This window comes from Methanomassiliicoccales archaeon LGM-RCC1 (assembly GCA_030168575.1).
GTDB lineage: Archaea > Thermoplasmatota > Thermoplasmata > Methanomassiliicoccales > Methanomethylophilaceae > Methanoprimaticola.
Genome location: CP115555.1, coordinates 722,861 through 744,812, shown reverse-complemented (window position 1 = coordinate 744,812; position 21,952 = coordinate 722,861). Strand labels below are relative to the sequence as shown.

The 21,952-nt window shown below is 52.6% G+C and carries 26 protein-coding genes and 1 tRNA gene; 13 read left to right on the top strand and 14 right to left on the bottom strand.

What is annotated here, in order from left to right; genetic code table 11:
• Nucleotides 1–43 precede the first annotated feature (43 nt).
• Together PED39_03670 and PED39_03665 are read right to left on the bottom strand one after the other, a co-directional pair.
• Nucleotides 44–1,966 carry a heavy metal translocating P-type ATPase gene (locus PED39_03670; GenBank protein WII08314.1) on the bottom strand — a complete coding sequence of 641 codons (1,923 nt, stop codon included), beginning with the start codon at nt 1,964–1,966 and terminating at the stop codon, nt 44–46.
• 30 nt (nt 1,967–1,996) lie between these two features.
• Complete coding sequence (locus PED39_03665) at nt 1,997–2,215, bottom strand: cation transporter (GenBank protein ID WII08313.1); 219 nt, start codon at nt 2,213–2,215, stop codon at nt 1,997–1,999.
• Between the two features lie 143 nt (nt 2,216–2,358).
• Between PED39_03665 and PED39_03660 the strand changes: the two genes are divergently transcribed.
• Entirely contained in the window at nt 2,359–2,727 is a 369-nt protein-coding gene (locus PED39_03660) for a metalloregulator ArsR/SmtB family transcription factor (protein WII08312.1), read from the top strand.
• Nucleotides 2,728–2,741: 14 nt separating this feature from the next.
• On the opposite strand, the gene PED39_03655 is transcribed toward PED39_03660, so the two are convergent.
• Nucleotides 2,742–3,542, bottom strand: coding sequence for a universal stress protein (locus PED39_03655; GenBank protein WII08311.1), 801 nt, complete (start codon nt 3,540–3,542; stop codon nt 2,742–2,744).
• Nucleotides 3,543–3,695: 153 nt separating this feature from the next.
• On the bottom strand, nt 3,696–4,535 hold the full coding sequence (locus PED39_03650; GenBank protein WII08310.1) for a peroxiredoxin: 840 nt from the start codon (nt 4,533–4,535) through the stop codon (nt 3,696–3,698).
• Nucleotides 4,536–4,899: 364 nt separating this feature from the next.
• On the opposite strand from PED39_03650, the gene PED39_03645 reads away from it, so the two are divergent.
• The 6 genes from PED39_03645 to PED39_03620 all read left to right on the top strand — a co-directional run bounded on the left by PED39_03645 (nt 4,900) and on the right by PED39_03620 (nt 11,306).
• On the top strand, nt 4,900–6,330 hold the full coding sequence (locus tag PED39_03645) for a hypothetical protein (protein WII08309.1): 1,431 nt from the start codon (nt 4,900–4,902) through the stop codon (nt 6,328–6,330).
• Nucleotides 6,331–6,822, top strand: coding sequence for a hypothetical protein (locus PED39_03640; GenBank protein ID WII08308.1), 492 nt, complete (start codon nt 6,331–6,333; stop codon nt 6,820–6,822).
• Between the two features lie 13 nt (nt 6,823–6,835).
• Nucleotides 6,836–7,981 (top strand): iron ABC transporter permease, encoded by a 1,146-nt coding sequence (locus PED39_03635; GenBank protein ID WII08307.1) that lies wholly within the window; start codon nt 6,836–6,838, stop codon nt 7,979–7,981.
• Nucleotide 7,982: 1 nt separating this feature from the next.
• On the top strand, nt 7,983–8,840 hold the full coding sequence (locus PED39_03630) for an ABC transporter ATP-binding protein (protein ID WII08306.1): 858 nt from the start codon (nt 7,983–7,985) through the stop codon (nt 8,838–8,840).
• Nucleotides 8,841–8,942: 102 nt separating this feature from the next.
• Nucleotides 8,943–10,877, top strand: coding sequence for a ribosome rescue protein RqcH (rqcH, locus tag PED39_03625; GenBank protein ID WII08305.1), 1,935 nt, complete (start codon nt 8,943–8,945; stop codon nt 10,875–10,877).
• A gap of 45 nt (nt 10,878–10,922) precedes the next feature.
• Complete coding sequence (locus PED39_03620) at nt 10,923–11,306, top strand: hypothetical protein (GenBank protein ID WII08304.1); 384 nt, start codon at nt 10,923–10,925, stop codon at nt 11,304–11,306.
• Between the two features lie 58 nt (nt 11,307–11,364).
• Here PED39_03620 and PED39_03615 read toward each other — a convergent pair.
• Together PED39_03615 and PED39_03610 are read right to left on the bottom strand one after the other, a co-directional pair.
• Nucleotides 11,365–11,441: transfer RNA gene (locus PED39_03615), tRNA-Arg, on the bottom strand.
• A gap of 37 nt (nt 11,442–11,478) precedes the next feature.
• Nucleotides 11,479–11,670 (bottom strand): 30S ribosomal protein S17e, encoded by a 192-nt coding sequence (locus PED39_03610; GenBank protein ID WII08303.1) that lies wholly within the window; start codon nt 11,668–11,670, stop codon nt 11,479–11,481.
• A gap of 205 nt (nt 11,671–11,875) precedes the next feature.
• Between PED39_03610 and PED39_03605 the strand changes: the two genes are divergently transcribed.
• Together PED39_03605 and PED39_03600 are read left to right on the top strand one after the other, a co-directional pair.
• A complete protein-coding gene (locus PED39_03605; GenBank protein WII08302.1) occupies nt 11,876–12,529 on the top strand; it encodes a DUF3990 domain-containing protein in 654 nt (217 codons plus the stop codon).
• Entirely contained in the window at nt 12,526–13,143 is a 618-nt protein-coding gene (locus PED39_03600; GenBank protein ID WII08301.1) for a helix-turn-helix transcriptional regulator, read from the top strand. Before PED39_03605 ends, PED39_03600 begins: the two co-directional genes overlap by 4 nt.
• Nucleotides 13,144–13,175: 32 nt before the next feature.
• Here PED39_03600 and msrA read toward each other — a convergent pair whose 3' ends face one another.
• From msrA to PED39_03585, 3 genes are read right to left on the bottom strand one after another with little or no spacing between them, the layout of a single operon-like run.
• The gene (gene msrA, locus PED39_03595) at nt 13,176–13,673 is read right to left on the bottom strand and encodes a peptide-methionine (S)-S-oxide reductase MsrA (GenBank protein ID WII08300.1); all 498 of its coding nucleotides are present in this window, start codon (nt 13,671–13,673) and stop codon (nt 13,176–13,178) included.
• Nucleotides 13,670–14,329 carry an FAD-dependent thymidylate synthase gene (gene thyX, locus PED39_03590; GenBank protein WII08299.1) on the bottom strand — a complete coding sequence of 220 codons (660 nt, stop codon included), beginning with the start codon at nt 14,327–14,329 and terminating at the stop codon, nt 13,670–13,672. Before thyX ends, msrA begins: the two co-directional genes overlap by 4 nt.
• The gene (locus PED39_03585) at nt 14,319–15,038 is read right to left on the bottom strand and encodes a TraB domain-containing protein (protein ID WII08298.1); all 720 of its coding nucleotides are present in this window, start codon (nt 15,036–15,038) and stop codon (nt 14,319–14,321) included. Before PED39_03585 ends, thyX begins: the two co-directional genes overlap by 11 nt.
• Before the next feature lie 103 nt (nt 15,039–15,141).
• On the opposite strand from PED39_03585, the gene PED39_03580 reads away from it, so the two are divergent.
• Both PED39_03580 and PED39_03575 read left to right on the top strand, forming a co-directional pair.
• Nucleotides 15,142–15,420: a hypothetical protein gene (locus PED39_03580; protein ID WII08297.1), complete on the top strand. Its 279-nt coding sequence runs from the start codon at nt 15,142–15,144 to the stop codon at nt 15,418–15,420.
• 47 nt (nt 15,421–15,467) lie between these two features.
• On the top strand, nt 15,468–16,124 hold the full coding sequence (locus PED39_03575) for an HAD-IB family phosphatase (protein WII08296.1): 657 nt from the start codon (nt 15,468–15,470) through the stop codon (nt 16,122–16,124).
• On the opposite strand, the gene PED39_03570 is transcribed toward PED39_03575, so the two are convergent.
• The 4 genes from PED39_03570 to PED39_03555 all read right to left on the bottom strand — a co-directional run bounded on the left by PED39_03570 (nt 16,125) and on the right by PED39_03555 (nt 19,665).
• Nucleotides 16,125–16,802: an HVO_0476 family zinc finger protein gene (locus PED39_03570; GenBank protein WII08295.1), complete on the bottom strand. Its 678-nt coding sequence runs from the start codon at nt 16,800–16,802 to the stop codon at nt 16,125–16,127.
• Nucleotides 16,803–16,807: 5 nt separating this feature from the next.
• Nucleotides 16,808–17,386, bottom strand: coding sequence for an MBL fold metallo-hydrolase (locus PED39_03565; GenBank protein ID WII08294.1), 579 nt, complete (start codon nt 17,384–17,386; stop codon nt 16,808–16,810).
• 197 nt (nt 17,387–17,583) lie between these two features.
• Nucleotides 17,584–18,000, bottom strand: coding sequence for a hypothetical protein (locus tag PED39_03560; protein ID WII08293.1), 417 nt, complete (start codon nt 17,998–18,000; stop codon nt 17,584–17,586).
• Between the two features lie 45 nt (nt 18,001–18,045).
• Nucleotides 18,046–19,665, bottom strand: a complete 1,620-nt coding sequence (locus PED39_03555; GenBank protein WII08292.1) for a TraM recognition domain-containing protein — start codon at nt 19,663–19,665, stop codon at nt 18,046–18,048.
• Nucleotides 19,666–19,780: 115 nt separating this feature from the next.
• Between PED39_03555 and PED39_03550 the strand changes: the two genes are divergently transcribed.
• Together PED39_03550 and PED39_03545 are read left to right on the top strand one after the other, a co-directional pair.
• Nucleotides 19,781–20,422, top strand: coding sequence for a hypothetical protein (locus PED39_03550; protein ID WII08291.1), 642 nt, complete (start codon nt 19,781–19,783; stop codon nt 20,420–20,422).
• Between the two features lie 205 nt (nt 20,423–20,627).
• Nucleotides 20,628–20,777, top strand: a complete 150-nt coding sequence (locus tag PED39_03545; GenBank protein ID WII08290.1) for a hypothetical protein — start codon at nt 20,628–20,630, stop codon at nt 20,775–20,777.
• Nucleotides 20,778–21,695: 918 nt separating this feature from the next.
• On the opposite strand, the gene PED39_03540 is transcribed toward PED39_03545, so the two are convergent.
• Complete coding sequence (locus tag PED39_03540; protein ID WII08289.1) at nt 21,696–21,929, bottom strand: nucleotidyltransferase domain-containing protein; 234 nt, start codon at nt 21,927–21,929, stop codon at nt 21,696–21,698.
• Nucleotides 21,930–21,952: the final 23 nt, after the last annotated feature.

Below are 21,952 nucleotides of genomic sequence, written 5' to 3'. Positions count from 1 at the left end.
TTTGATAATACTAAAAATCCCGGGTCCCCCCGGGAGATTGGTTTCAGCGTCTCTTGTACCTAAGGGCGCGGGCGGAGTTCAGAACCGCAACGATCATGACTCCAACATCTGCGATGATGGCCAGCCACATGTTCACGATTCCCACCGCTGATAGTCCGAGGAACAGGAACTTGATGAGCAATGTACCTACGATGTTCTCGTGGATGATCTTCATGGCCTTGCGGGAGATTCCCATGGCGGTAGCGACCTTCCTCGGGTCGTCGTCCATGATTACAACGTCCGACGCCTCGATGGCTGCATCGGATCCAATGGCACCCATAGTGATTCCGATATCCGCTCTGACCAACGACGGTGCATCGTTGATTCCGTCGCCTACGAACGCGACCTTGGCGCTGGTGTCCTTCATGATCTTCTCGAGATGCTCGAGCTTGTCACCGGGGAGAAGCTGGCTGTGGACTACGTCCAGACCGATGTCTCCCGCCACCTTCTGGGCTACAGCATCGGTATCGCCGGTGAGCATGACGGTCTTCTTTATGCCTGCGGCCTTCAGATCCCTCATCGCCTCTGGTGATTCAGGTTTGATCACATCAGAGATCGTGATGGATCCCGCATATTTGCCGTCCAACGCGACATAGACGGTGGTGCCTATCATGGGGACCTCCTCGAACGTGAGGTTGAGCATCTCCATGAGTCTCTTGTTTCCGACCGCGACGGATACACCGTCGACCTTGGCGACTACTCCCTTTCCGGGGATGTCCTCCACATCGGTCACCCTTGAACGGTCGATATCCGCACCGTGGGCACGGACTAGACTCGCTGCTATCGGGTGAGGCGATGACGACTCCGCTGCCGCGGCCATCTCGATCAGCCTCTCGCGGGGCACCTCATCGCTAATGACATCGGTTACCTCGAAAACACCCTGGGTGAGGGTTCCCGTCTTGTCGAAGACGACGGTCTCCACATCGGAAAGCATCTCGAGGAAGTTCGATCCCTTTATCAGGATGCCTTCCCTGCTGGCTCCGCCGAGACCGGCGAAGAATCCGAGTGGGATGCTGATGACCAGAGCGCAGGGGCAGCTGATGACCAGGAAGGTCAATGCACGGTAGATCCAATCCGCATAGTTGGTGTCGAGAAGCTCGATTCCCGTGAGGAAGAACAGGGCCGTCGGTATGACTGACAGCAGAAGTGCGGCTGCCACGACGAACGGGGTGTAAACCTTGGCGAACCTGGTGATGAATGCTTCAGATTCCGATTTCCTGCTGCTGGCGTTCTCCACCATATCGAGGATCTTGGAAACCGTAGACTCGCCGAAGTCCTTGGTGGTCTGAATCTTCAAGACGCCTGAGAGGTTTATGCTTCCGCTGAGGACCTCGTCGCCGACGATGACATCGCGAGGGATGCTCTCTCCGGTGAGGGCAGAGGTGTTCAGGGACGAGGAACCCTCGATGATGATACCGTCGATAGGGATCCTGTCACCGGGCCTGACGACGATGGTGGTTCCGATGGCTACCTCGTCCGGAGAGACCTCGACGAGCTCTCCGTTCTCCTCCACGTAAGCGGCGTCCGGACGGATCTCCAGAAGCTTGGAGATGCTGGTCCTGCTGCTGTCCACTGCTATGGACTGGAAGAGCTCTCCGATCTGATAGAATGTCATGGCGGCGACGGCTTCGTCGTAGTCACCGGTGTAAGTGACTCCGAGGATCATCGCACCTATGGTGGCGACGGCCATGAGGAAATTCTCATCCATCGCCTGACCGTGGGCTATACCCTTGGCTGCCTTGATCAGGATGTCGTAACCGATGACCAGATACGGGATCAAATACAGTACGAACATCACGTACTTCAGGTTCTCCTCATCCACGGGGATGATGTTGAGGTAGGAGCAGAGCGCGAAGATTATGGTCAGCGCTGAGGCTATGATTATCCTGTACAGCATCTTCTTCTGCTTCTTTCTGAGTTGGACCAAGGTCTCACCCGTTGATTGTTATGTTAGTGATCAGAGTTCGATCTCACAGTCGCTCTCGACTTTCTTGCAGTTCTTGAGGACCTGCTTCATGACTGCGTCGACATCGGCTCCGTCCTCGAACTCGACGTTCATCTTCTGGAGCACGAAATTGATGGATGCGTCCTTCACACCCTCGGTCTTCTTGGCGGCGTCTTCCATCTTGGTTGCACAGCTTGCACAGTCGACTTCGATCTTGTAGGTCTTTTTCATTTTGGTCACCTTTGCTTGTTTAAACAATTAAGCAATTATTTAATTGTATGATTGAACGAATATATAATAACGATTGTAGGAAGATCTGACCAGTATAGTCATTTTTAATATATCTAGGAACAAATCACAACCCTGGTGACATAATGAATGGGAGCACGCTTCCTCATGACCACGGAGATATCAAAGATATCGACGATTTCAAGACGCTTCTGTCCGAGACCTCCGGGTTCGACGATGTCGCCAAACTGCTCTCGAAGATGGTGGACGAGACTAGGATCCGTATATTCTGGCTCCTATGTCATTACGAGGGATGCGTGATCAACATCTCCGCTATACTAGGCATGTCCAGCCCTGCCGTTTCCCATCACATTCGCAAGCTCAAGGACGGCGGGCTTATAGAGAGCAGGCGCGAGGGGAAAGAGGTCTACTACAAAGCCGTGGATTCTCCGGAAGTCAGGTTCCTCCACAAGATGATCGAGGACCTGATGGAGATAACCTGCCCCAAGAAATGATCAGATGCTTCAGATCAGCACCAGCAGTCCTTGCATTCTTCCCTGACGACCGTCACGGGACATGCCGAATTCAAGATGATGCTCTGAGTGACCCCTCCGTGAAGGACGTCACCGGAGCACCTGCTCATAGTACCCATTATCACGAGATCGTACATCCCCGACTGAGCGGTGATCGCTTCTGCGGGATCGCCCTCTCCGATCATCATAGTTGGTTCGATGCCTTCTGCCCTGCATCTGTCCGCGATATCCTTCAGCAGGGATTCCGCATCCACACCCTCTCCTCTGATTGCGAATACCGTGAGCCTTCCGTTGACCTTCTTGACCGTGGATACGGCCACATCTATCGCGGCCTCGTTGATGTTGGAAACGGGCATGAGGACTTCCTCTATCCTCCTGGATCCGGATTTTATCGTGATGACGGGACAGTAGCTCTCCTCGAGCACCTTCTCGACGGTCTTCCCGATGCGTCCCATGCCGCCCTTACCTGTGACGCCGAGGATGATCTGGTCATAGGTCTTAGATAACTTGACGATGACCTCCCAGGGAACTCCCTGGACGATCTTGGTCTCGTAATCGACACCTGCATCCTTTGCCCTGGAATCCACCCTGTCGGTGGCCTTCTGTCCCTCGGTCTGGAGCTCCAGGATCTCATCCACGTTGCCGACGGTCCCGTACTTCATGTTGGAAGAGAAATCTACAACGTTCAGGAACGTCAGCTTGGAGCCGAAGAGCTTTGCGGAATTGATCGCGACCTCGGTTGCGATATCGGACAGCGGGCTGCCGTCCACAGGGACAAGAATCTTCTCGAATTTCATCTGAACACACCAAAGGGCACTGGATGTAAATCCAGTCTGATAACCGTATGACTGCGATATAATTGTAACCGATGCTGGAGAGATCGCAGGCCAGAAAGTATTACTCGAACTTTATCTGAAAAGGTCCAGGGCGGAATACCGCCCTGGTTTTGATCATGCCTTCTTCTTGGCAGGGGCCTTCTTGACGGGTGCCTTCTTAGCAGGAACCTTCATTGCCGGGGCCTTCTTGGCGATTGTCTTCTTGACAGGCTTGTCCTTCTTGAAGCAGAGGAACCAGTCATAGCAGATCTTGTCAGCCTCCTTGGTCTCGACCCTGTCCTTCGCGGTTCCACAGGATCCAGGTGCGGGGAGGATGACATCGTCTCCGGGTCTCCAGTCTGCAGGGGTTGCGACGTTGTCCTTGTCGGCCTTCTGCAGTGCGAGGATGACCCTCTTGATCTCATCGAAGTTCCTTCCGAGTGACTGGGGGTAGTAGATCATAGCCCTGATCTTTCCGACGGGGTCGATGAAGAACACGGCCCTGACAGCCTGTGTCGTGGAGACCTGGGGCTGAATCATTCCGTATTTCTTTGCTACCTCCATCTTGATGTCCTCGATGAGAGGGAACTTGATCTCAATATTCTTCTTGCCGTTCCAGTCGATCTCCTGGATTTTCCTCAGCCAAGCGATGTGCGCATAGATCGAATCAACAGAAAGTCCTACCAGCTGAACGTTGAGGGCCTCGAACTCCTTCATCATGCTCCCGAAGGTCATGAACTCAGTAGTACATACGGGAGTGAAGTCGGCAGGGTGGGAGAACAGGATGATCCACTTTCCCTTGAAGTCTCCGGGGAAGTTGATCTCGCCCTGGGTGGTGTTTGCCGTGAAGGCAGGTGCATCGTCCCCGATCATAGGGGGTTTGTTCTTGCAGCATTCGCAAGTGCATCCGTTGCAGCAGTCACATCCAGAGTCGTTGCAGCATTCACATTCTTCATTCTTTGTCTTCTTAGGCATAGTTCACCTCTGAAAAAATGAATCATTTGTAGATACAAAAAGGGGATTGCCGAAAAACGCATTGTTCAATGACGTTACGGAAAGACCTATTCTTTTCCCGTCCGATCACTTGGATTAGTCCTGTGGATACAACAATCATCTGTCGTGATGATCGCAAGGATTCGATCCCTTATGTGAATGTATGCGATTGATCGCCTGTTGCAATCTATAGTCATCCTGCCCATGATAATCGAATGAGCCAGAATGTGCAATCGGACACTGGTTGTTAGCAACAAAATAATATTATTTTCATTACTAATTTTTTAGTCAAGATTAAATATCACGCCAGCACCTACATGACTGGATTAAATATCCAAGTGATTCGATGGACAGAGGACAAATAGCACTCATCACGACCATTGCAGTCATACTAGTCGTAGGTGCAATCTTCACTCCCATGGAGGGTGAGGAATCCGCTGTCAAAGAAGAACTGAAGAACGTCCTTGAAAGCAACTACAACGCAGGTGCAGACTATCCTGCGCGCCTCCTCATTCTGGGGAATGCTGACCTGGACAGCGATTTTGATGAGGATGACATAAAGGTCATCGAGATGCTCATCGCCAATGGCTACGATTACATCGAGGACTACTTCGCGGACGCGAACTACGACGGCGTGATAGACCAGAATGATATCGATAAGGTCAGGGCGATGATGGACTACGACAACTTCAACGGGATCGCATACTACCACGATGTGGACTACAGGATCTCAAGCTATGACATGAGCCGTCCGCTGAATGTCGCCAACATCCTGACGCAGACACTGGAGATGGAATGCATCCTATGTCCGGAGAACATCGTAGCCACCGACGAAAGATGCTCCTATCAGAGTTCCATGGGGAACTTCTACAAGGAATTCGAGTACGTGATCGACTACGGTCCGGACGGAAAGAACGTAGGTAACATAGGATCCCACAAGGCCCTAAATCCCGAGACAATGACCGCAGCAGCCGCCAAGTACGCCGGCGGGAACCTCACAGTGTGGATGAACACCGTCCGCAGCTACAACCTGGACATCGAAATGCTTAGAAGCTCCGGGGTTCAGCTCGTGGCCCTGCCCTCATGGGAGAAGGCCGCCATGGTGAACGGAATACTCACCGCGGGCTACCTCTTCCACAAATGGGAAAGAGCGAACGAGTTCGTGGACTGGTATGACAGCATCAAGAACGATATGCTGCAGAAGGCCGCAGCGCTTGACGATTCGGAAAGGAAAGGCGTCCTGGTGGCATACATCCAGACGACCGATGAGGTCGGTGACGGATACCAGCTCTGCGTCTTCAACGACGGTTACTACAGGAACATGCTGCAGATAGGGATAGTCGACATCAACAAGATGTACATCGAATACAAAGGGGATGTCCCGCAGGGTTACAAGTACGACATAGCAGAGCAGGACCTTGTGCAGATCCTCAGCATTTTCGATGTGGACCTCATCGTAGGTCTCTCGTCCGGACCCTACAACATCACCAAGGATAAATTCCAATCCGAGTACGACATCCGCATAAAACAACTGAGGAATTACTCCGAGGGGGACAACACCGAGCTCCTCGAATACGGATGGATCTACGGTACCGGGCCCAACGACCTTGCGTTCCTGGCAAGCGTGGGGAACGTCCTCTACGGATGGGATTACGATGTGGAGGAGATCCTCAACAAGAGCCTCGAGTTCCTCGGGATATACGGGGACGAAGAACCCGGCCAGTGGAGCTACGATTCCCTCAAGGACACTTTGATACTCTACAAACCGGAAGCTTGAATGATGGACATGACAGAAAACAACGACAACAACGTGATACTGACCGTTGCTCTGGTCGCACTTCTCATAGTGGGCTCTGTCATGACATTCATGATCACCGACCTGTGGAAGAACATGACGCCAGACCCTCACGACTATTCCTCAGAATATGTTGTGGAGGGATTCTGCTACGGCGAATCCTGCAGCGGTTCAGGCGTACTGGAGTACACACCGGAGAACTCAAATTATTACCTCTACCAACTCAGCATAGAATGCTCCTCGGACAACCACTCCGAAGAGCTGAAATTGGGTCTGATTTTCGGCCTGGACGAAAACCCTCTGGATTCCGCCTACAAATATGTGGGGAAGGAAACCCTGGACAACGTCGAGACCACGGTTTGGAAATACAACGAGAAGTCGACTGAATACACGGTTTACATCGGCGAAGCCTGCAAGCTCATCGCATTCAAGGTGGCATCACAGAACCTGGATCTGAGCGGTACGATCGCTTAAGAGAGGATAGGAAATGACCAAGATAAAGTACAGTAATATGATCAACAACATCGCCCTGAAACTACGTCTTTCAGGCAATACGATAAGCAAGCTGCGGAGCACTGGAGGACAGTCCGCAAGTGCGATGATGATCGGTCAATACCGTGCCTACAAGTACTCCAAGATGCTGATGCTCCTTGCGGTGCTCATCTTCTGTCTGATCTTCTTCGCGGTGGATATTGCCCTCGGACCTTACGACCTGGATTTCATCAAGGTCTACCAGCTGATCTTCAGCAGGCTGTTCGACTGGGATCAGGACATGACCACGCCCATGTTAGTCGTATGGAATCTCCGTATGCCGCGTGTCCTTGAAGCGCTGATCGCAGGAATAGGTCTGGCGATGGCGGGTGCTGCGATGCAGAGCATGATGAAGAATCCTCTCGCGGACCCCTATACCACCGGAATTTCCTCAGGAGCCGCATTGGGTGCCACCCTGGCCATCGTAATGGGCATCACGCTCATCCCCGGGGGGCTGGGAACCGTCTTCAACGCATTCGTGTTCGCGCTCCTCCCCGCAGGATTCATCATCCTGCTTTCCACCGTCCGCAAGCCCTCGCCAGCGATGATCATCCTATCCGGAATCTCGCTGATGTACATCTTCAATGCCGTGCAGTCCTACATCATGCTCATCGCGAATCCAGATGCCGCGGCCGCGGTATACACCTGGACCGTCGGTTCGCTCAACACAGCGAAATGGGCGAACATCCCCTATCTGCTCGAGTTCTCGCTCATAGGCGGAATCGTACTCATGTACATGGCAAGGGTGCTGAACACGATGAATTCAGGTGATGCCTACGCCAAGAGCATAGGTATCAACGTCGAGAGGGCACGCATAATCGTCCTTGTGACGATATCCCTCATCGCCGCAGGAATCGTCTCCTTCACCGGAGTCATCGGATTCATAGGTCTGGTCGGACCTCACATCGCACGTATGTTCGTAGGATCGGACAACAAGATCCTGATACCCGCGGCGGGACTGATGGGAGCGGCCGTCATGCTGCTTGCCGACAGTCTCGTCCAGATCGTCGGAACCAACGTCCCAATAGGAGTCGTCACATCGCTTCTAGGAGGGCCAGTGTTCATGTTCCTCATCCTGAGGCAGAAGAAGGAGGTCTGGTGATATGGCTGTACGTATCAAAGCTGAGGACCTCGGTGCATCCTACGGTGACAATGTCATCTGGGAACACATCAACCTCGACATAAATGAGCCGGGACTGATCAGCATCCTCGGGCCCAACGGAGTGGGAAAATCCACCTTCATGTACACCATCAACAAGATCCTGGAACCGAGCTCCGGAAGGATACTCCTAGATGGCACGGATGTTCTAGAACTCGGATACAAGGACATCGCGAAGAAGGTCGCGTACGTCCCCCAGGCATCCGGAGAGACGTTCGCCATGACCGTTATGGACACCGTCCTCATGGGAAGGTATCCCCATTCCGGTTACTCTGTAACGCAGGAGGATCTGGAGATCGCCGCCGATTGCCTGCAGAAGATGAACATGGGAGAATTCGCATTGAGGAATTTCAACGAGCTCTCCGCGGGACAGCACCAGAGGGTGATGATCGCACGCGGACTTGCCCAGCAGCCGGACCTGCTGATGCTGGACGAGCCCACATCGAATCTCGATATCTACCATCAGATCTACACCATGAGGTTGCTCCGTGACATCGCGCACGAGAAGAACATGACGGTCCTTATCATCTGTCACGACCTCAACATAGCCTCGAGGTTCTCGGACCGTGTCATCGTGTTCCGCAAGGGTTCCGTTTACGCCGACGGCACGGCACAGGAGGTCCTGACAGAGGAGACCATCTTCAACGTCTACAACGTCAAAGCGGACATACAGATGGTGGACGGACGCCCGTATGTGATCTTCCATGCGGACGACAGCATCGACGATCCCGATTTCCAGTGCGGGGTCGTGGACACCGTCTCCAAGGAGGATCTGCAGGAAGCCGATCCGATGGACGAATGATGAAAACAGGAGGGCAGTGCCCTCCTTCCTCCCTTTTCTCCATCCTATATCCCGACATAAGGATGCGACCTTTTATCACATAAACGGCACTAACCCTCCATCATGAAGAAAGAGATGAGTTCCTTCGACGTCCGTTCCATAGCGACGGAGCTGTCCGCTCTGGAAGGTGCCCATATGGACAAGATCTTCCAATGGGGTGCAGGGAACGTGCTGTTCCGCATCAACGTCCAGGGCGAAGGCAAGAAGGATCTCTTCTTCAAGGACAAGAAATGGCTGTACTCACCGGCTGCGAAACCGGAGACTCCAATACAGCCCACCTCGTTCGCCACATACCTCAGGAAATACCTTGACAATGCTCGCATCGGCAAGGTCAGGCAAGTCGGATTCGACAGGGTCGTGGAGATGGAATTGCTGAAGGCCGATTCGGAGTACAAGCTGATCTTCGAGATCTTCGGAGGAGGAAACGTCCTCCTCGTGAAGGACGGCATCATCGACACCTGCCTCATCCAGAAGACGATGAGGGACCGTAAGGTCCGTCCGAAGGAGCCCTACATCTGGCCCCAGCCCAGATTCAATCCGGTTGAATCAACCGAGGCGGACTTCATCCAGGCTATGAAGGAATCGGAATCGGACTGCGTCAGGACCCTCGCCACTGCGGTGAACCTCGGAGGCCAGTATGCCGAGGAGGTTTGCAAGCGCACCGGAGCGGACAAGACCATGCCCGCATCGGAAATCCCTGACGACATGCTCTCCAAGATGTACGCCCAGGTGAAGGACATCGTGAAACATGTGATCGATGTTCCGGAGACCACCGCCTACATCAAGGACGGAAAGATAGAGGACTTCGCACCCATCCAGATGCTCTCCCACGACGATCTGGAATCCAAGCCATTCGGCAGCATGTCCGAGGTCATCGACGCCTTCGTTCAGCAGATGAAGGACGAGGAAGAGGAGGCCTATGTCGACCCCGAGGTTGAGAAGCTCAACAGGAGGATCCTCAAGCAGGAAGAGACCGTCCAGGAGTACAAGGAGAGGTGCGAGGAGCTCAAGAGGAAAGCCGAAGCTCTGTACACCGACTACCAGAACGTATCGCAGCTTCTGGGGGTCCTGAACGAACAGAGCCAGAAGCTCACATGGGAGAAGCTGAAGGAGGGCGCCATGAAGATCCCCTACGTCAAGGACATCGACCCCTCCAAGAACCTGGTCACGGGCGAGTTCGCAGGAGAGACCGTCACCCTCGATTACACCAAGGGACTGGACGCCAACGCATCCGACATCTACCAGCAGAGCAAGGATATCGGCGAGAAGGGCAGGCACGCCGAGGATGCTCTCAACGACAGCCGCGCGGAGCTCGCCAAGAAGGAGAAGGGCATCGCAAAGGAGAAGGCCGCGATGGCCGGCAGAGCGCAGCCTACCAAGCAGTTCTGGTTCGAGAGATTCAAATGGTTCTTCACATCCGAAGGCAAACTGGTCATCGCAGGAAGGGACGCCCACACCAACGACGGCGTAGTCAAGAAGCATCTCAAGGAGAAGGACCTGTACTGCCATACCGACATCCACGGAGCACCTTCCACCATCATAAAGGACGGCGCATCAGCATCCAATCAGGAATTGAGAGAGGCCTGCCAATTCGCTACGGCCCAGTCCAAGGGATGGGTCGGAGCGGTATCCGAGGGAAGTGCCTATTGGGTGTACCCTGACCAGGTCAGCAAGACCCCCAACCCCGGAGAGTTCGTCCCCCGCGGCGCGTTCATCATCCGCGGAAAGAGGAACTACGAATACCACCTGCCTCTGGAGCTCATCGTTGGTGAGATCGATTACCAGGGATCAAGGAAGGTCATGTGCGGCCCAGCATCTTGCTTCAAGGACTGCGAGAAGTACTTCGTGATCCGTCCCGGGAAGAACAAGAACCGCATCTCAGGAGATATGGCGAAGCGCTTCAACGTTCCCGAGGAGGAGATCTCCAGGATCCTGCCGCCGGGAGAGAGCGAGATCGTGAAAGAGGTCTGGCCTAAGGACGATGAGTCCGAGGAATGAATTCCAGAACTCATTACTTTATACTACGATTCGCATCGAAAGGCCATGGAAGAACTGAAGTATAAGTTCAATCTCGTCGCAGTGATAGCCACGATAGGGGCCGTCATCGCGTTGATCGGAGTTATCCTGGCTTTCAACAACCCTCCGGGAGGAGCGGACTTATTGGATCTGATCGTCTTCGTCTTGGTGACATTGACATCCGCTTCCACCATCAAACCCAACCTCAATACCAAATCAGCATTGCTGAACGTCGTGGTGGGTGTGCTTGCCATAGTCATATCCGTGCTGTGCTATTTCCGCATAGCCGAGATCGTTGAAGCAGCCGGATTCATGGATGTTGGGATCGGCCCGTGGATGATGATCGCAGGAAGCATCATCTTCACCATGTTCACGCTTTCAGACTACCTGTACAAGAGGAAGGCTAACTGAACAAAAACGGGGCATACAGCCCCCTCTTTTCTTCTAATTTTCCGAGAAATCAGTACGATGGTGCCCGCGCCGGGATTCGAACCCGGGTCAAGAGATCCGCAATCTCACAGGATATCCAAGCTACCCCACGCGGGCAGAATATGCGGTACCTTAAGGTAAGGTTAAGAGGTTTTCATGCCTCAGGGTGCGACAGGTAGCGGGTGATGTAACCAGCGATCCTGTTCCTCATTGTCACTGATGAGACATCTGTGAGGGTCGCGACCATCTCTTTGTTGCCCTCGAAATCCTTGGTGAATGCCTGAGGATACTTGTTGAGCAACTCGATGGAGACTCTCTTGATGTAGGTGGGTCTTATTCTTCCCATATCGTTCACCGAATTGAACCCGATTAAGCCGATACCCTATATAATCCTATTTGAAAGCATTAGCGGTTTCAAAAGTAACATCTGGTAAGGTGTCTGGAATTTCAATCTTACCCTCGCAAGACTCGACTTGATGGCTGTTTAGGAACGGGCGGGCATAATCATATAATATCACAATGTTATTTTTATTATTGAAAGTGACATTATAATGATACTATATCACGGATCCAACCAGATAGTCTCGTCCCCGATATTCGGATACGGCAGGAAGGACAACGATTACGGCCGCGGATTCTACTGCACAGAATCGATAGAGCTCGCTAAGGAATGGGCTTGCCGCAACGGGTCGGATGGTTTCGTCAACACCTATTCGTTGGACTCATCAGGGCTGAAGAAGATCGATCTGAATTCCAAGGACAGCAACATCCTGAATTGGTTGGCCGTGTTGATCGATAACCGTGTCTTCGAACCCCGCAGCCAGACCTCGGTGTTGGGGAAGCAATACATCCTCGACAACTACCTGATAGATCTGGAAGGATACGACATCGTCTGCGGATACCGTGCCGATGATTCTTACTTCAATTTCGCCAGGGACTTCCTAGAGAACGTGATCCCTCTGAGCAAATTATCCGAAGCGATGAATCTGGGGGATTTGGGCAGACAGGTGGTGCTCAGATCGGAGAAGGCCTTTGACAGGATGGCCTTCAGCGGATGCGAGAAGGTTCCCGCATCAACATATGCGATCAGACGCAGAAATAGGGATTGCGCCGCACGCGATGCTTACGGGAAAATGGTTGCGATCCCGCCGAAAAAGGACGACATCTACCTGATGGACCTCATCACCGGGAGGGCTGAACTATGATCCATCCTTACAGTGAAACATATCTCGATCTTGTCCAGCGTAATGTCGGGGTTGTGTTCGATCTGCTGCTCAGACAGGAGCGTATGGACGAGTCGGAATTCTCCCGCCTGTTCTCTGAGTCGGAGGTCGCCCAGGGCATTGAATCCTCCCATCCGGACTTTCTCGCCGGTCGTTCGGGACAGGAGCTTGCCTCCATCATTATCGACCATCCCATCCGCTATCCTGACGGCTACGTGATGATCGCCGGACCCGAATACTGGACAGGCTTCGTGGTGGCCTACCTTCAATGGAAGTTCTTCAGACCGTTCAGCATCATCCTGGAGAGATATCCCGTATCGATGCTCCTCGACAATTACGAGCGTCTGCATTCGTCATCGCTGGATTACATCGCTGACGAGATCGGGACGTATCTGGTGGAGGACAACATCATCAAGACACGCAGGAAAGCTCTGGGCTACACACAGTCGGAGCTCGCGGGATTCGCCAATATGAACATCAGGACGCTGCGCGGATATGAACAGGGGGCCTTGGACATCGGCAAAGCGGCTGGTGACACGCTGTACAATCTTTCCCGCAGTCTTGGATGCTCGATCGAGGATCTGCTGAAAAGATGATTGCATCTTCAAGCGAGCTGGATGCGGACGTCTCACATCTTCGCGATCTCTGCCATGATCTGCGGAGAGATATGACAGTAACCGTTCGGTGTCCGGTCCAGATAATTCTGATGATTCTCCTCGGCCCTGGTGAAGTTCTGAAGGGGCAAGACCTCGGTATAGAACTCCGAATAATGTTCCGCTATGCTGGCGACCTTGCGAGAGACCTCTTCGCCTGTCTGCTCATCGGTCCAGTAGATTCCGGTGCGGTACTGTATACCCCTGTCGTTACCCTGCCTGTTAAGCTTCGTGGGATCTATGATCATGAAGAACGCCTGAAGTATCCTGTCCAGAGCAACGATGGATTCGTCGTAGACTACCCTGACGGTCTCTGCGTAACCATAGCGCCCAGAACAGACCAGGAGATAATCTGGGGTTAGATGAGGATCGCCGTTGGAGTATCCGCACTCCGTGCCGACCACGCCCTTCAGCAGGGACATCGCCTTCTCGACGCCCCAGAAGCATCCGCCTGCCAGATAGATCTCCTTCATAGGTCGGTCCTTGGCTGACCGCAGGTCTTCTTGCCCTCTGGGCAAGGTCCCCTGACACAGGGCGGACCAGCGTTCTTAAAGATGATGGGCGAAATCTCCTTGCAGATCCTCAGCATCTGATCGGACATCTCCCTGATCTCCCACTGAGCGCGGTTGCAGCTCCTGAGGGAGAAGAAATGGAGCAGTTCCCTGGCGTTCATGGTGATGGTGATGTTGGTGGTGCAACCGTTGGGAAGGAGGTATCTCGCATCCTCCGCCGGGATCCCCATTTCCTCGAGCTTCTTGTATGCATCCCAAATGGTGTCCATGACGGAATCGTAGAGCTTTACGGCATCCTTGTTGTCCTCAACCGTGTGGGGTGTGACGAAGGCCGCCTTGTCCATCGAAACGTACCTCTGGCTCTGCTGAGAATAGGAGGCTACTCTGTGCCTCACAAGCTGATGCGTGAGGGCGCGCGAAGCGCCTTCCACTGAGAATGTGAAGACCGCATGCTCGATGACGGAGTGGTGCCCCATGCCGACGATCCTCGAAAGGGTCTTCTCGGGATCGATGTCCTCGACGATCTCTGCGGAGGACCTCTCCGAGTAACATGAGTTCCCTGCCGCCGCGCATATCCTGTCCGCATTCTGTGTGCATGCCAATAGCTTAACCTTCAAGTGTCTCCCTCCCGTCCCAAACCATCTGACGGATCCTGTTCATCTTCTCACGGTCCATGATGTCGCTCAGCCTGATCTTCCTGATGTGCTCCTCCTTGAGGAGCTTGCACAGACCCTCGACGTGGGCGTCACCGACGACCACGACCATGTTCTTGTACTTCTCGGAGAGTTCGTTTATCTGGTCGGCCATGTAGACGTTCCTCTCGTCGATCAGCTTCCTGACCAGCGTAGGATACCTCTTGCGCATGCTCTCTACATAGTCCTCCTCGTTGGCGGCGAACTTCTTGTGCGTGTTCTCCACCTTCTTGATGCCTCCGAAGGAGTCCTTGATTCCGGATAGACGGTAGCGCAGCCTCTCGGATGCCGACATCTCGTCCCACATCTCGTTCATGACGCGCATGGCATCGGTGTCGATCGGGATTATGTCGGCGTTGACCAGCTTGCCTGTGTTCACCGCTGCGAGGAACTCGCCTCCCAGCTGGCTGCCGCTCTGCTCGGACATCTTCTGCTGATACTTGGCGGTGTTGGCGTAAATGGCGGACATCTTCTGATCGCCCTTGGGCTTCACACCGTTGTAGTCGTTCATCATGGTCTCGTAACGAGCCTTGTCCAACTCTATGAGCACCGCATCCGGCCATGTATTCTTCACGATGAAGGATACGGGCTCCGCAAGATTGAACACGTGGCCCGTGCCGATTATGGTGATCATGAGAATCCGAAGGAGTCCGAGAGATATAATGGCGATGAGGCGGCAATCATTTTTCTACGTAGACCAGGATACCTTGGAACATTAATCCAACGGAGTTCTGAAGATGAGCCCGAAGAAGAAGGACAAAATAATCACCCTGATCACCATCGTCAGCGTAACCATCGTCATGATAGCTCTGGCGGCCATCGTCTATTTCTGTTCCGCGGGAAGCATAAGCGAGGAGGCCATGCTCATGGGCAGCACGATGCTGTCGGGACTCATGTTCGTGATCGTCATCCTCTTCGGTGCATACTCGTACTCCGTACGTCCGAAACTCGTCGCCCAGTACAGGATGGAGAACGGTCTCCCTCCCGTCGATGAAAAAGACAAGGAGAGACCGTAATCAGTTTTATCCCTGTCCTGCATCGGGTATCACACCGAGGTGCCTGAATGAACAAGTACGATCTCGTCTGCTTCGACATGGACGGAGTCCTGACCAAACTGAGGAGCTCATGGTGTTGGGTGCATCAATGTTTCGACGTGGACAACGAACCCACGTACCAGGCCTACTGCAACGGGGAGATAGACGAATCGGAGTTCATGAGGAGGGACATAGCCCTCTGGACAAACAAGAAGCCGGACGTCACCATCGACGAGATCGCCAAGCTCTTCCAGGACATGCCCCTCATCGGAGGCATCCAGGAGACGGTGGCCTGCCTGAAGGAGAACGGCGTGAGATGCGTCATAGTCAGCGGAGGGATAGACAAGGCCGCTCTGCTGATCAAGAACGAGTTCGGCTTCGACGACTTCGCCGCGGACGAGATCTGCACCAATCCAGACGGCACACTGACCGGAGAAGGCAAGCTCATCGTGGACCTGAAGGACAAGGGCATCAACGTGCGCCATTTCATCGAGAAGTACAGGACCACTCCCGAGAGGACGGTCTCCATCGGCAACTCGTTCACTGACATCCCCATGTTCAAGAACTCGGGCATGTCCATCGCATTCAATCCGACGGACCCTTACACCAGCGATGCGGCCACCTACACAGTGGTCTCCGATAACATCGCTGACGTTCTCGATTACATCCTCGAAGAAGAGGAATGATCATTCGTCATCATCGTCGATGATGTAGTCGTCCTCGTCGAAGTCCTCGTCATCGTCCTCGAAATCAAGGACCTCGTACCTCTTCTTCCTGATCTTGCCGTAGATCCTGGTGATGTCCCTGGCCTCGGCAACGCCCTTCTTCACAAGGCTGTGCTTGGTCTTGATGGCGTGGATCAGACAGTCGAAGTCCTCGAAAGAAAGCTGTGTACCGACAACGAACTCGTCGTCCGGCTCGGCCTCTACCCTGAGAGAATAAGTGTGGTCGTCATCGTTGACGGAGACCTTGATGGTCAGGATGTCGAACTGCTTCACCCACAGCTTCTTCACATCTGTGGCCAGCACCTTCTTCCTGTACTTTCCGTCCTTGGTGTCCACATGGGTGACGCAGACCCTCCTTCCGTCGTCGAGGAAGAACTCGTCCTCCTCCTGGATGATGTCATTGCTCTCGATGGTGGTCCTTACTGTCTCTGAGACGTCCCCGTCGCTGAAGACGACGGGCACCTCGATGAGCTCGGGGATCTTGATTGTCATCGAGGAGATGCGGTTGCAGGAGGTGCACCTGAAGGTACCCTCTATCGAGGCCTTGCCCATCCTTCCTTTCAGGATCTGGTGCTCGGTCTCCTCGTCGCAATCGGGGCAATCGAAGTAGATCGTGTCCGGCATCTCTCTCTTGATCATCTGCATCACTGTTCCGTCATGAACGGGAATCCATGTCCCGGTATGATTACGTCTGCGTAGTCCCTTATCTTCTTAATACTTTGCAGTGCGAGCTCGGGGTCAGTATTCAGACGGGGAGGGATGTTCTTGAAGAAGTTATCCTCCAGAGGGATCGTGTCGCCGGCTATGACATAATGTCTGTCCGCGTCGACGAACACGGAGATCTCCTCCGGGCAGTGCCCAGGAGTGTAGACCAGCTTCACACCTTCACAGAGATCGTACTCGTCCTTGTCCACGATGATGGCTCCCGGGATCTCCTTCTCGGCACCGCTGTGCACGTAGACCTTCGCTTTCGGGAACATGTCCAGGTTCTCGATGTGATCTTCATGTGTATGCGTGAGCACCACGATATCCACATCCCTGACGAACACCCCGATCTGCTGGAAGGACGTCTTGAGGAACGGCTTCATGTACTTCGTGCTGGGATCCACCACTATGGTGTGCTTAGGCGTGCGGACCAGCACGCTGGTGGAATCTGCCTTGAGTATGTTCCCGTCCTCGTCCCTCTCCAGGTAGCCGACGGCCAGGATGTCCAGTTGGATCATGTCCATTGATATCTGGTACGAGGATTTAGCGATGATGCTTCGGACTTTGCATGCTTATCGGACCATCCGCTCGGAACATCATCCGAACGGAACATGCTTCGAAGTCTCGGTACCGATATAAGATACATGTTCCCGGATGCTCAGTGCTGTTGCGATCGTTTTTCCGCTCCCGATCCAACACTTTCCCATACTTGAGATCAAATCACTTTCCTCAGAGGCTCGAACCTCCCCTCCCAGAGATCGCCGTCTTTCAGAAAATCCCCTTCTTCCATCCCATGGATGCAGCGGACCGCATGCACAATGATGGATAAGGCCACTTCAGCATAGGCGAACTTCTCCGTCGTGAGTATGTAATGCTTCCCGATGTTCAAAGGCCTTCCGTGGAATGCCGGCACCCTGTATGCTTTGGATGAGACGCACATGAAGTCAAATTGCTCACCCTCGATGGCCATGTTGATTATTGTCGCTCCCATATTCGGATTCACATCGTACCCCTTTACGGCCAACCACTCATATAGCGCGTCGGTGAGGGTCGGATCTGCCTTCCTGCGTTTTATGGTGAACCCTTCCTCCCTAATCAGCTTCATGAGTTCTGCGTTGGTCTTCATCGCCATATATCCGAGAAGGTCCTCATCCGAGAAATCCCGGTCAAACCACGCCTAGACCCCGTGAAGCAAGGAAATGACCTCTTCGTCATGCTTGATCCTTCTCTCCTGATCATCCTCGACTTCTTTCTTTACAGCTTTCTTCTTATTCTCGTTAGAGGCGTCCTCAGGTTCTTTCACATTGTTGGTGAGTCTTAGGTACTCGCTATAGTTGAGATCGAAGATCACCTTCTTGCTCTTTTTACTCTTAGGGACGAAATCTTTGTCGATCGTGGGCAGGTCCACATATTCCCTCTTTTTTCCTTCTAGAGGCCCGGAGTCCACCATATCTCTGAGGTTCATCATCCTTGCATAGTATGGGTTCCTGCCTCTTGTAATGATGACCGCTTCCCCCACTTGCATCTTCCTGAGCTGGTCAGCTGATATCAATGGGATCCGGTTTACCACCAGCATAGACTGGAATTCATTGAGTGTTGAGATGTTCGAGCTCCCGGTGAAGATCAAAATCTTGTAGTTGTCCAAGATGGAATCGTCATCTGCGGTGATCTGTCTGAGGCTCTGGCATCCGTGGGTGTGGTAGAATCCGCGTTCCCTGTCCTGAGAGACCCATTGCCGAGCTGCTTCAAATCCGAGAAATCCGAACTCATCCAGGATGAAGTCCACAGGGAGCTCCGATGTACCTCCGTATGATCCTACATTGTCTACGATGACGTCATGCAGAATCGAAAGGATCATCTTTGTGATCGACGCAGCTATCGGGTCCCCTTCGGGACTGATCAGGATCAGCAGCTGTTGCTTCTGATCCATAGAGAAGATCTCGGTCCGCGAACCATTCAAAACCGGTGCGAACCTAGGGCTGCAGAGGGTTAACACAAAGGTGGAATGGAACACCGATTTGTATCCTTCGAGCGTTGTCATGGCACTCTGCAATAGGATGGGTCCGAATTTCGCTTTGTAGTGATCATCATCCTCTATGGTTCTTTTCAATGGGCTGTCTTCCGGATCCAGAACCGTTTCGACGACTTTCAGTATACTCCTGGTGTTCATCTCCGGTCCATCTATCTCCCTCGTTACAAATTCCAATGCTCCTTCCGTGAAATTGGTGGTGCCCATCAGCCATTCTGCATTCTGTGTGCTATTGAACAGAAGTGCGCTGTTGACGATCGACGAGGCCATATTCATGCCCCTGATCCTATCCCAAGGGTCCTCACTCCTGATATTCTTACTGACAGGGAATAGGATCGGGAAGGGGTCTGAGTACTGGGGATTCTCCAGATCGATAATGACAGGCTCGATCCCCAATTGCTTGGCGGTGTCCTGAAGGACCTTCAGATTGTTCCTTCTCGAAGCCTGATATACCACAGAATGACCGGCCTTCAGTGCCTGTATGGCCTTGATAAGTGTGAACGACAGCGTCTTCCCGGTGCCTGATCCCCCTATTATGAGACAATGACACGGTTCAGTATCCACATACACCGTCCCATCTCTGCTGGCCACGGGTGTACCGTATGTTCTGTCTTCGACGTCGGCCACATCCACCGGTTGGCACCGCCTTAGGAATTCGTTGGTCCCTTCTAATCTTGTATGATCGGGGATCCTGATCCCATCATCATCGATTATGTAGTAATCATCTGTTTCCGCGTTCCCCCTGATCCTGTCCTTTACCGTCGTCATGTTATCAGTTAGTATTAGTAGAACCAACTAATAAATATATCTATAAAATCATACATCTAGACAGATAAATCATACAACTACAAATTAATTATACCTCTACATTCATGATACTTCCATGGCAGGTTCATCCTGGAAGACACGCGAGGAGGAGGTCTACAAGGCCCTTTGCTATCTGGCGGAACAGAGCAACAACGGAGTGGAGGTCAAGAAAGAGGATCTTTACGGCGTTATCAGATACTCTAGACAGACCAAGATCGCCCTGCTCAAGGATCTCATCTCCGAAGGATACGTGGAAGTCACCAGGGTAGGGGCCCACAATACTCAATATCTCGGTTTGACCGATAAAGGCATAGATAAGATCCGGCTCATGTCCAATCCGGAGATACCAGTCCCCCTCAGAAGACGCAGAATGCCCAATGGCAGCACGATAACGCTCGGATATAAGGCACCCAGATCCCGCATGTCAAACAGACATGCGGAAAGCGGACGCGCTGACGAAATAACCGCTTCCTCGGATGCCAGAGACTCTGACCAGTTCTACAAACAGATCCAAATCATGTTGGATCCAGCTTACCTGACCCTCAAGAAGCGCATAGATACCATCAACTCCATCATGGACGAAGAGGTTCCGGATCTGGACCTCATCAACGCTGCCCTGTTGAGCGCTCTCAAAGAGGTCGAGAAGCTCAGACAAAACGCAATACCTGATCCCGACCCTGTCTCAAACCCCGGGTTATCCGAGACCAAATCTCAATGATCGTCCGTCATCCAGACGGTTGATGTCTTCTTTCAGGATCTTCTCTTCATCTTTATTCAAAATTCACATCGCCGTCATATTCTGTAATTTAGTTAGTACAAATATCTAAAAACTTATATACCAACTATACTATCTATAATCAACAAGTACGGTGGGCCGGAGTCTTCCGACCTGCGACTTGTAAAAACAAAAGGAGTGTCTAGAAATGTCAGATTGTAAGATCTGTCCTATTTGCAAGGAGAAAGGCGAAGTAGGCGTCATGGAGATGGTCGAGACCCTCGACCTGGGCCTCAACGGAACAGCAAGCAACACCGAATACAGCTGCGACAGGTGCGGGACCAAGATCTATCCATGAGGTACAGACCCACGAACCGATCGGTGTTGAATCGAGAGCATGAATGTCAGCCACCGATTCTTTCATGTCGGAGGCTCTCTGGACTGCTCGTCAAACCCTTTACCAATACCCTTCACAAGGTCAACAAGGGTTACAGATATGACAGAAGTATAGAGATGTGATAACGGCGAAATCGTGGATATAGTTGATTCGTGGTTCGGATCAAAGGAGATCTACCGCGGTTACGATAACATCGCCACAATCTATCCTAACGGTTAGATCATAAGCTCACAGCATGGAATCTTAGGTAACATAGATCCTGACGGAACGATCCATGGAAGTGGCTCCCAGAAGATAGGGACCACTGATGATTGGAGATGTCTAAAGGAGCTGTTCGGGGACGAGGAAACTCCGTCCGGCGGTTCCGATTCCAGCAGTTCGGATTCCAGCATCCCTTTGTCATACTATGATGATTACAGCAGCTGTTATGACAGCAGTTGTGAAGTTTCTCCTTCGGTCAGCACCCTCCCCTCCGCCGGTTTCGGATACGGAACATCGTCGGTCAGCAATCCTGATACGGATGTTTCATTGCTTGAAGGCCTGTTATGCGGTATCGTCGCTGTCTTCTACTTTCTGTTCGTAGGGGTATTCAAATTAGGATGCTACGTCGTCTGCCTATTGGGGCTCCTGTACGGTGGCGCAGCGGTCATGTTATTCATTCTGTACCTGTGCGGCTGTTGTTAAAAGACTCGATCTCAATTTATCCGAGGGAATCTTCCCCTCATCTTTTGTTCTGAAATCTGATTCTCTGTAGTTCAGAGATATCAACGGTAGACGTGTTCAGGGATACCGCAGATTCAAGCGGATCCATGGACTACCTTTCCCGTCCTCATTATCTCGGATATTATCGATGCAGAATCGGTCGCCGATGTAGACCTCTTAGGGAGTGAAGACCAGCAGATCCGCGGCCATACCGATCGGACCTATACATACGCGCATCCTCACGTTGCGTTCGTGCTCCGACAGGTCGGAATCCATAATGATAGCGATGCCCAGATCGCTTTCCTCGGTGGCTTCGCCCCTGGCCACGGAACCGAAGACAATGATCGCTTCCGGCTCGTACTCCTTCGTGACCCTGTTCACGATCGTCCTGATCTTGTCACCGAACATCATGGTATTGTATAGATCAACGCCGA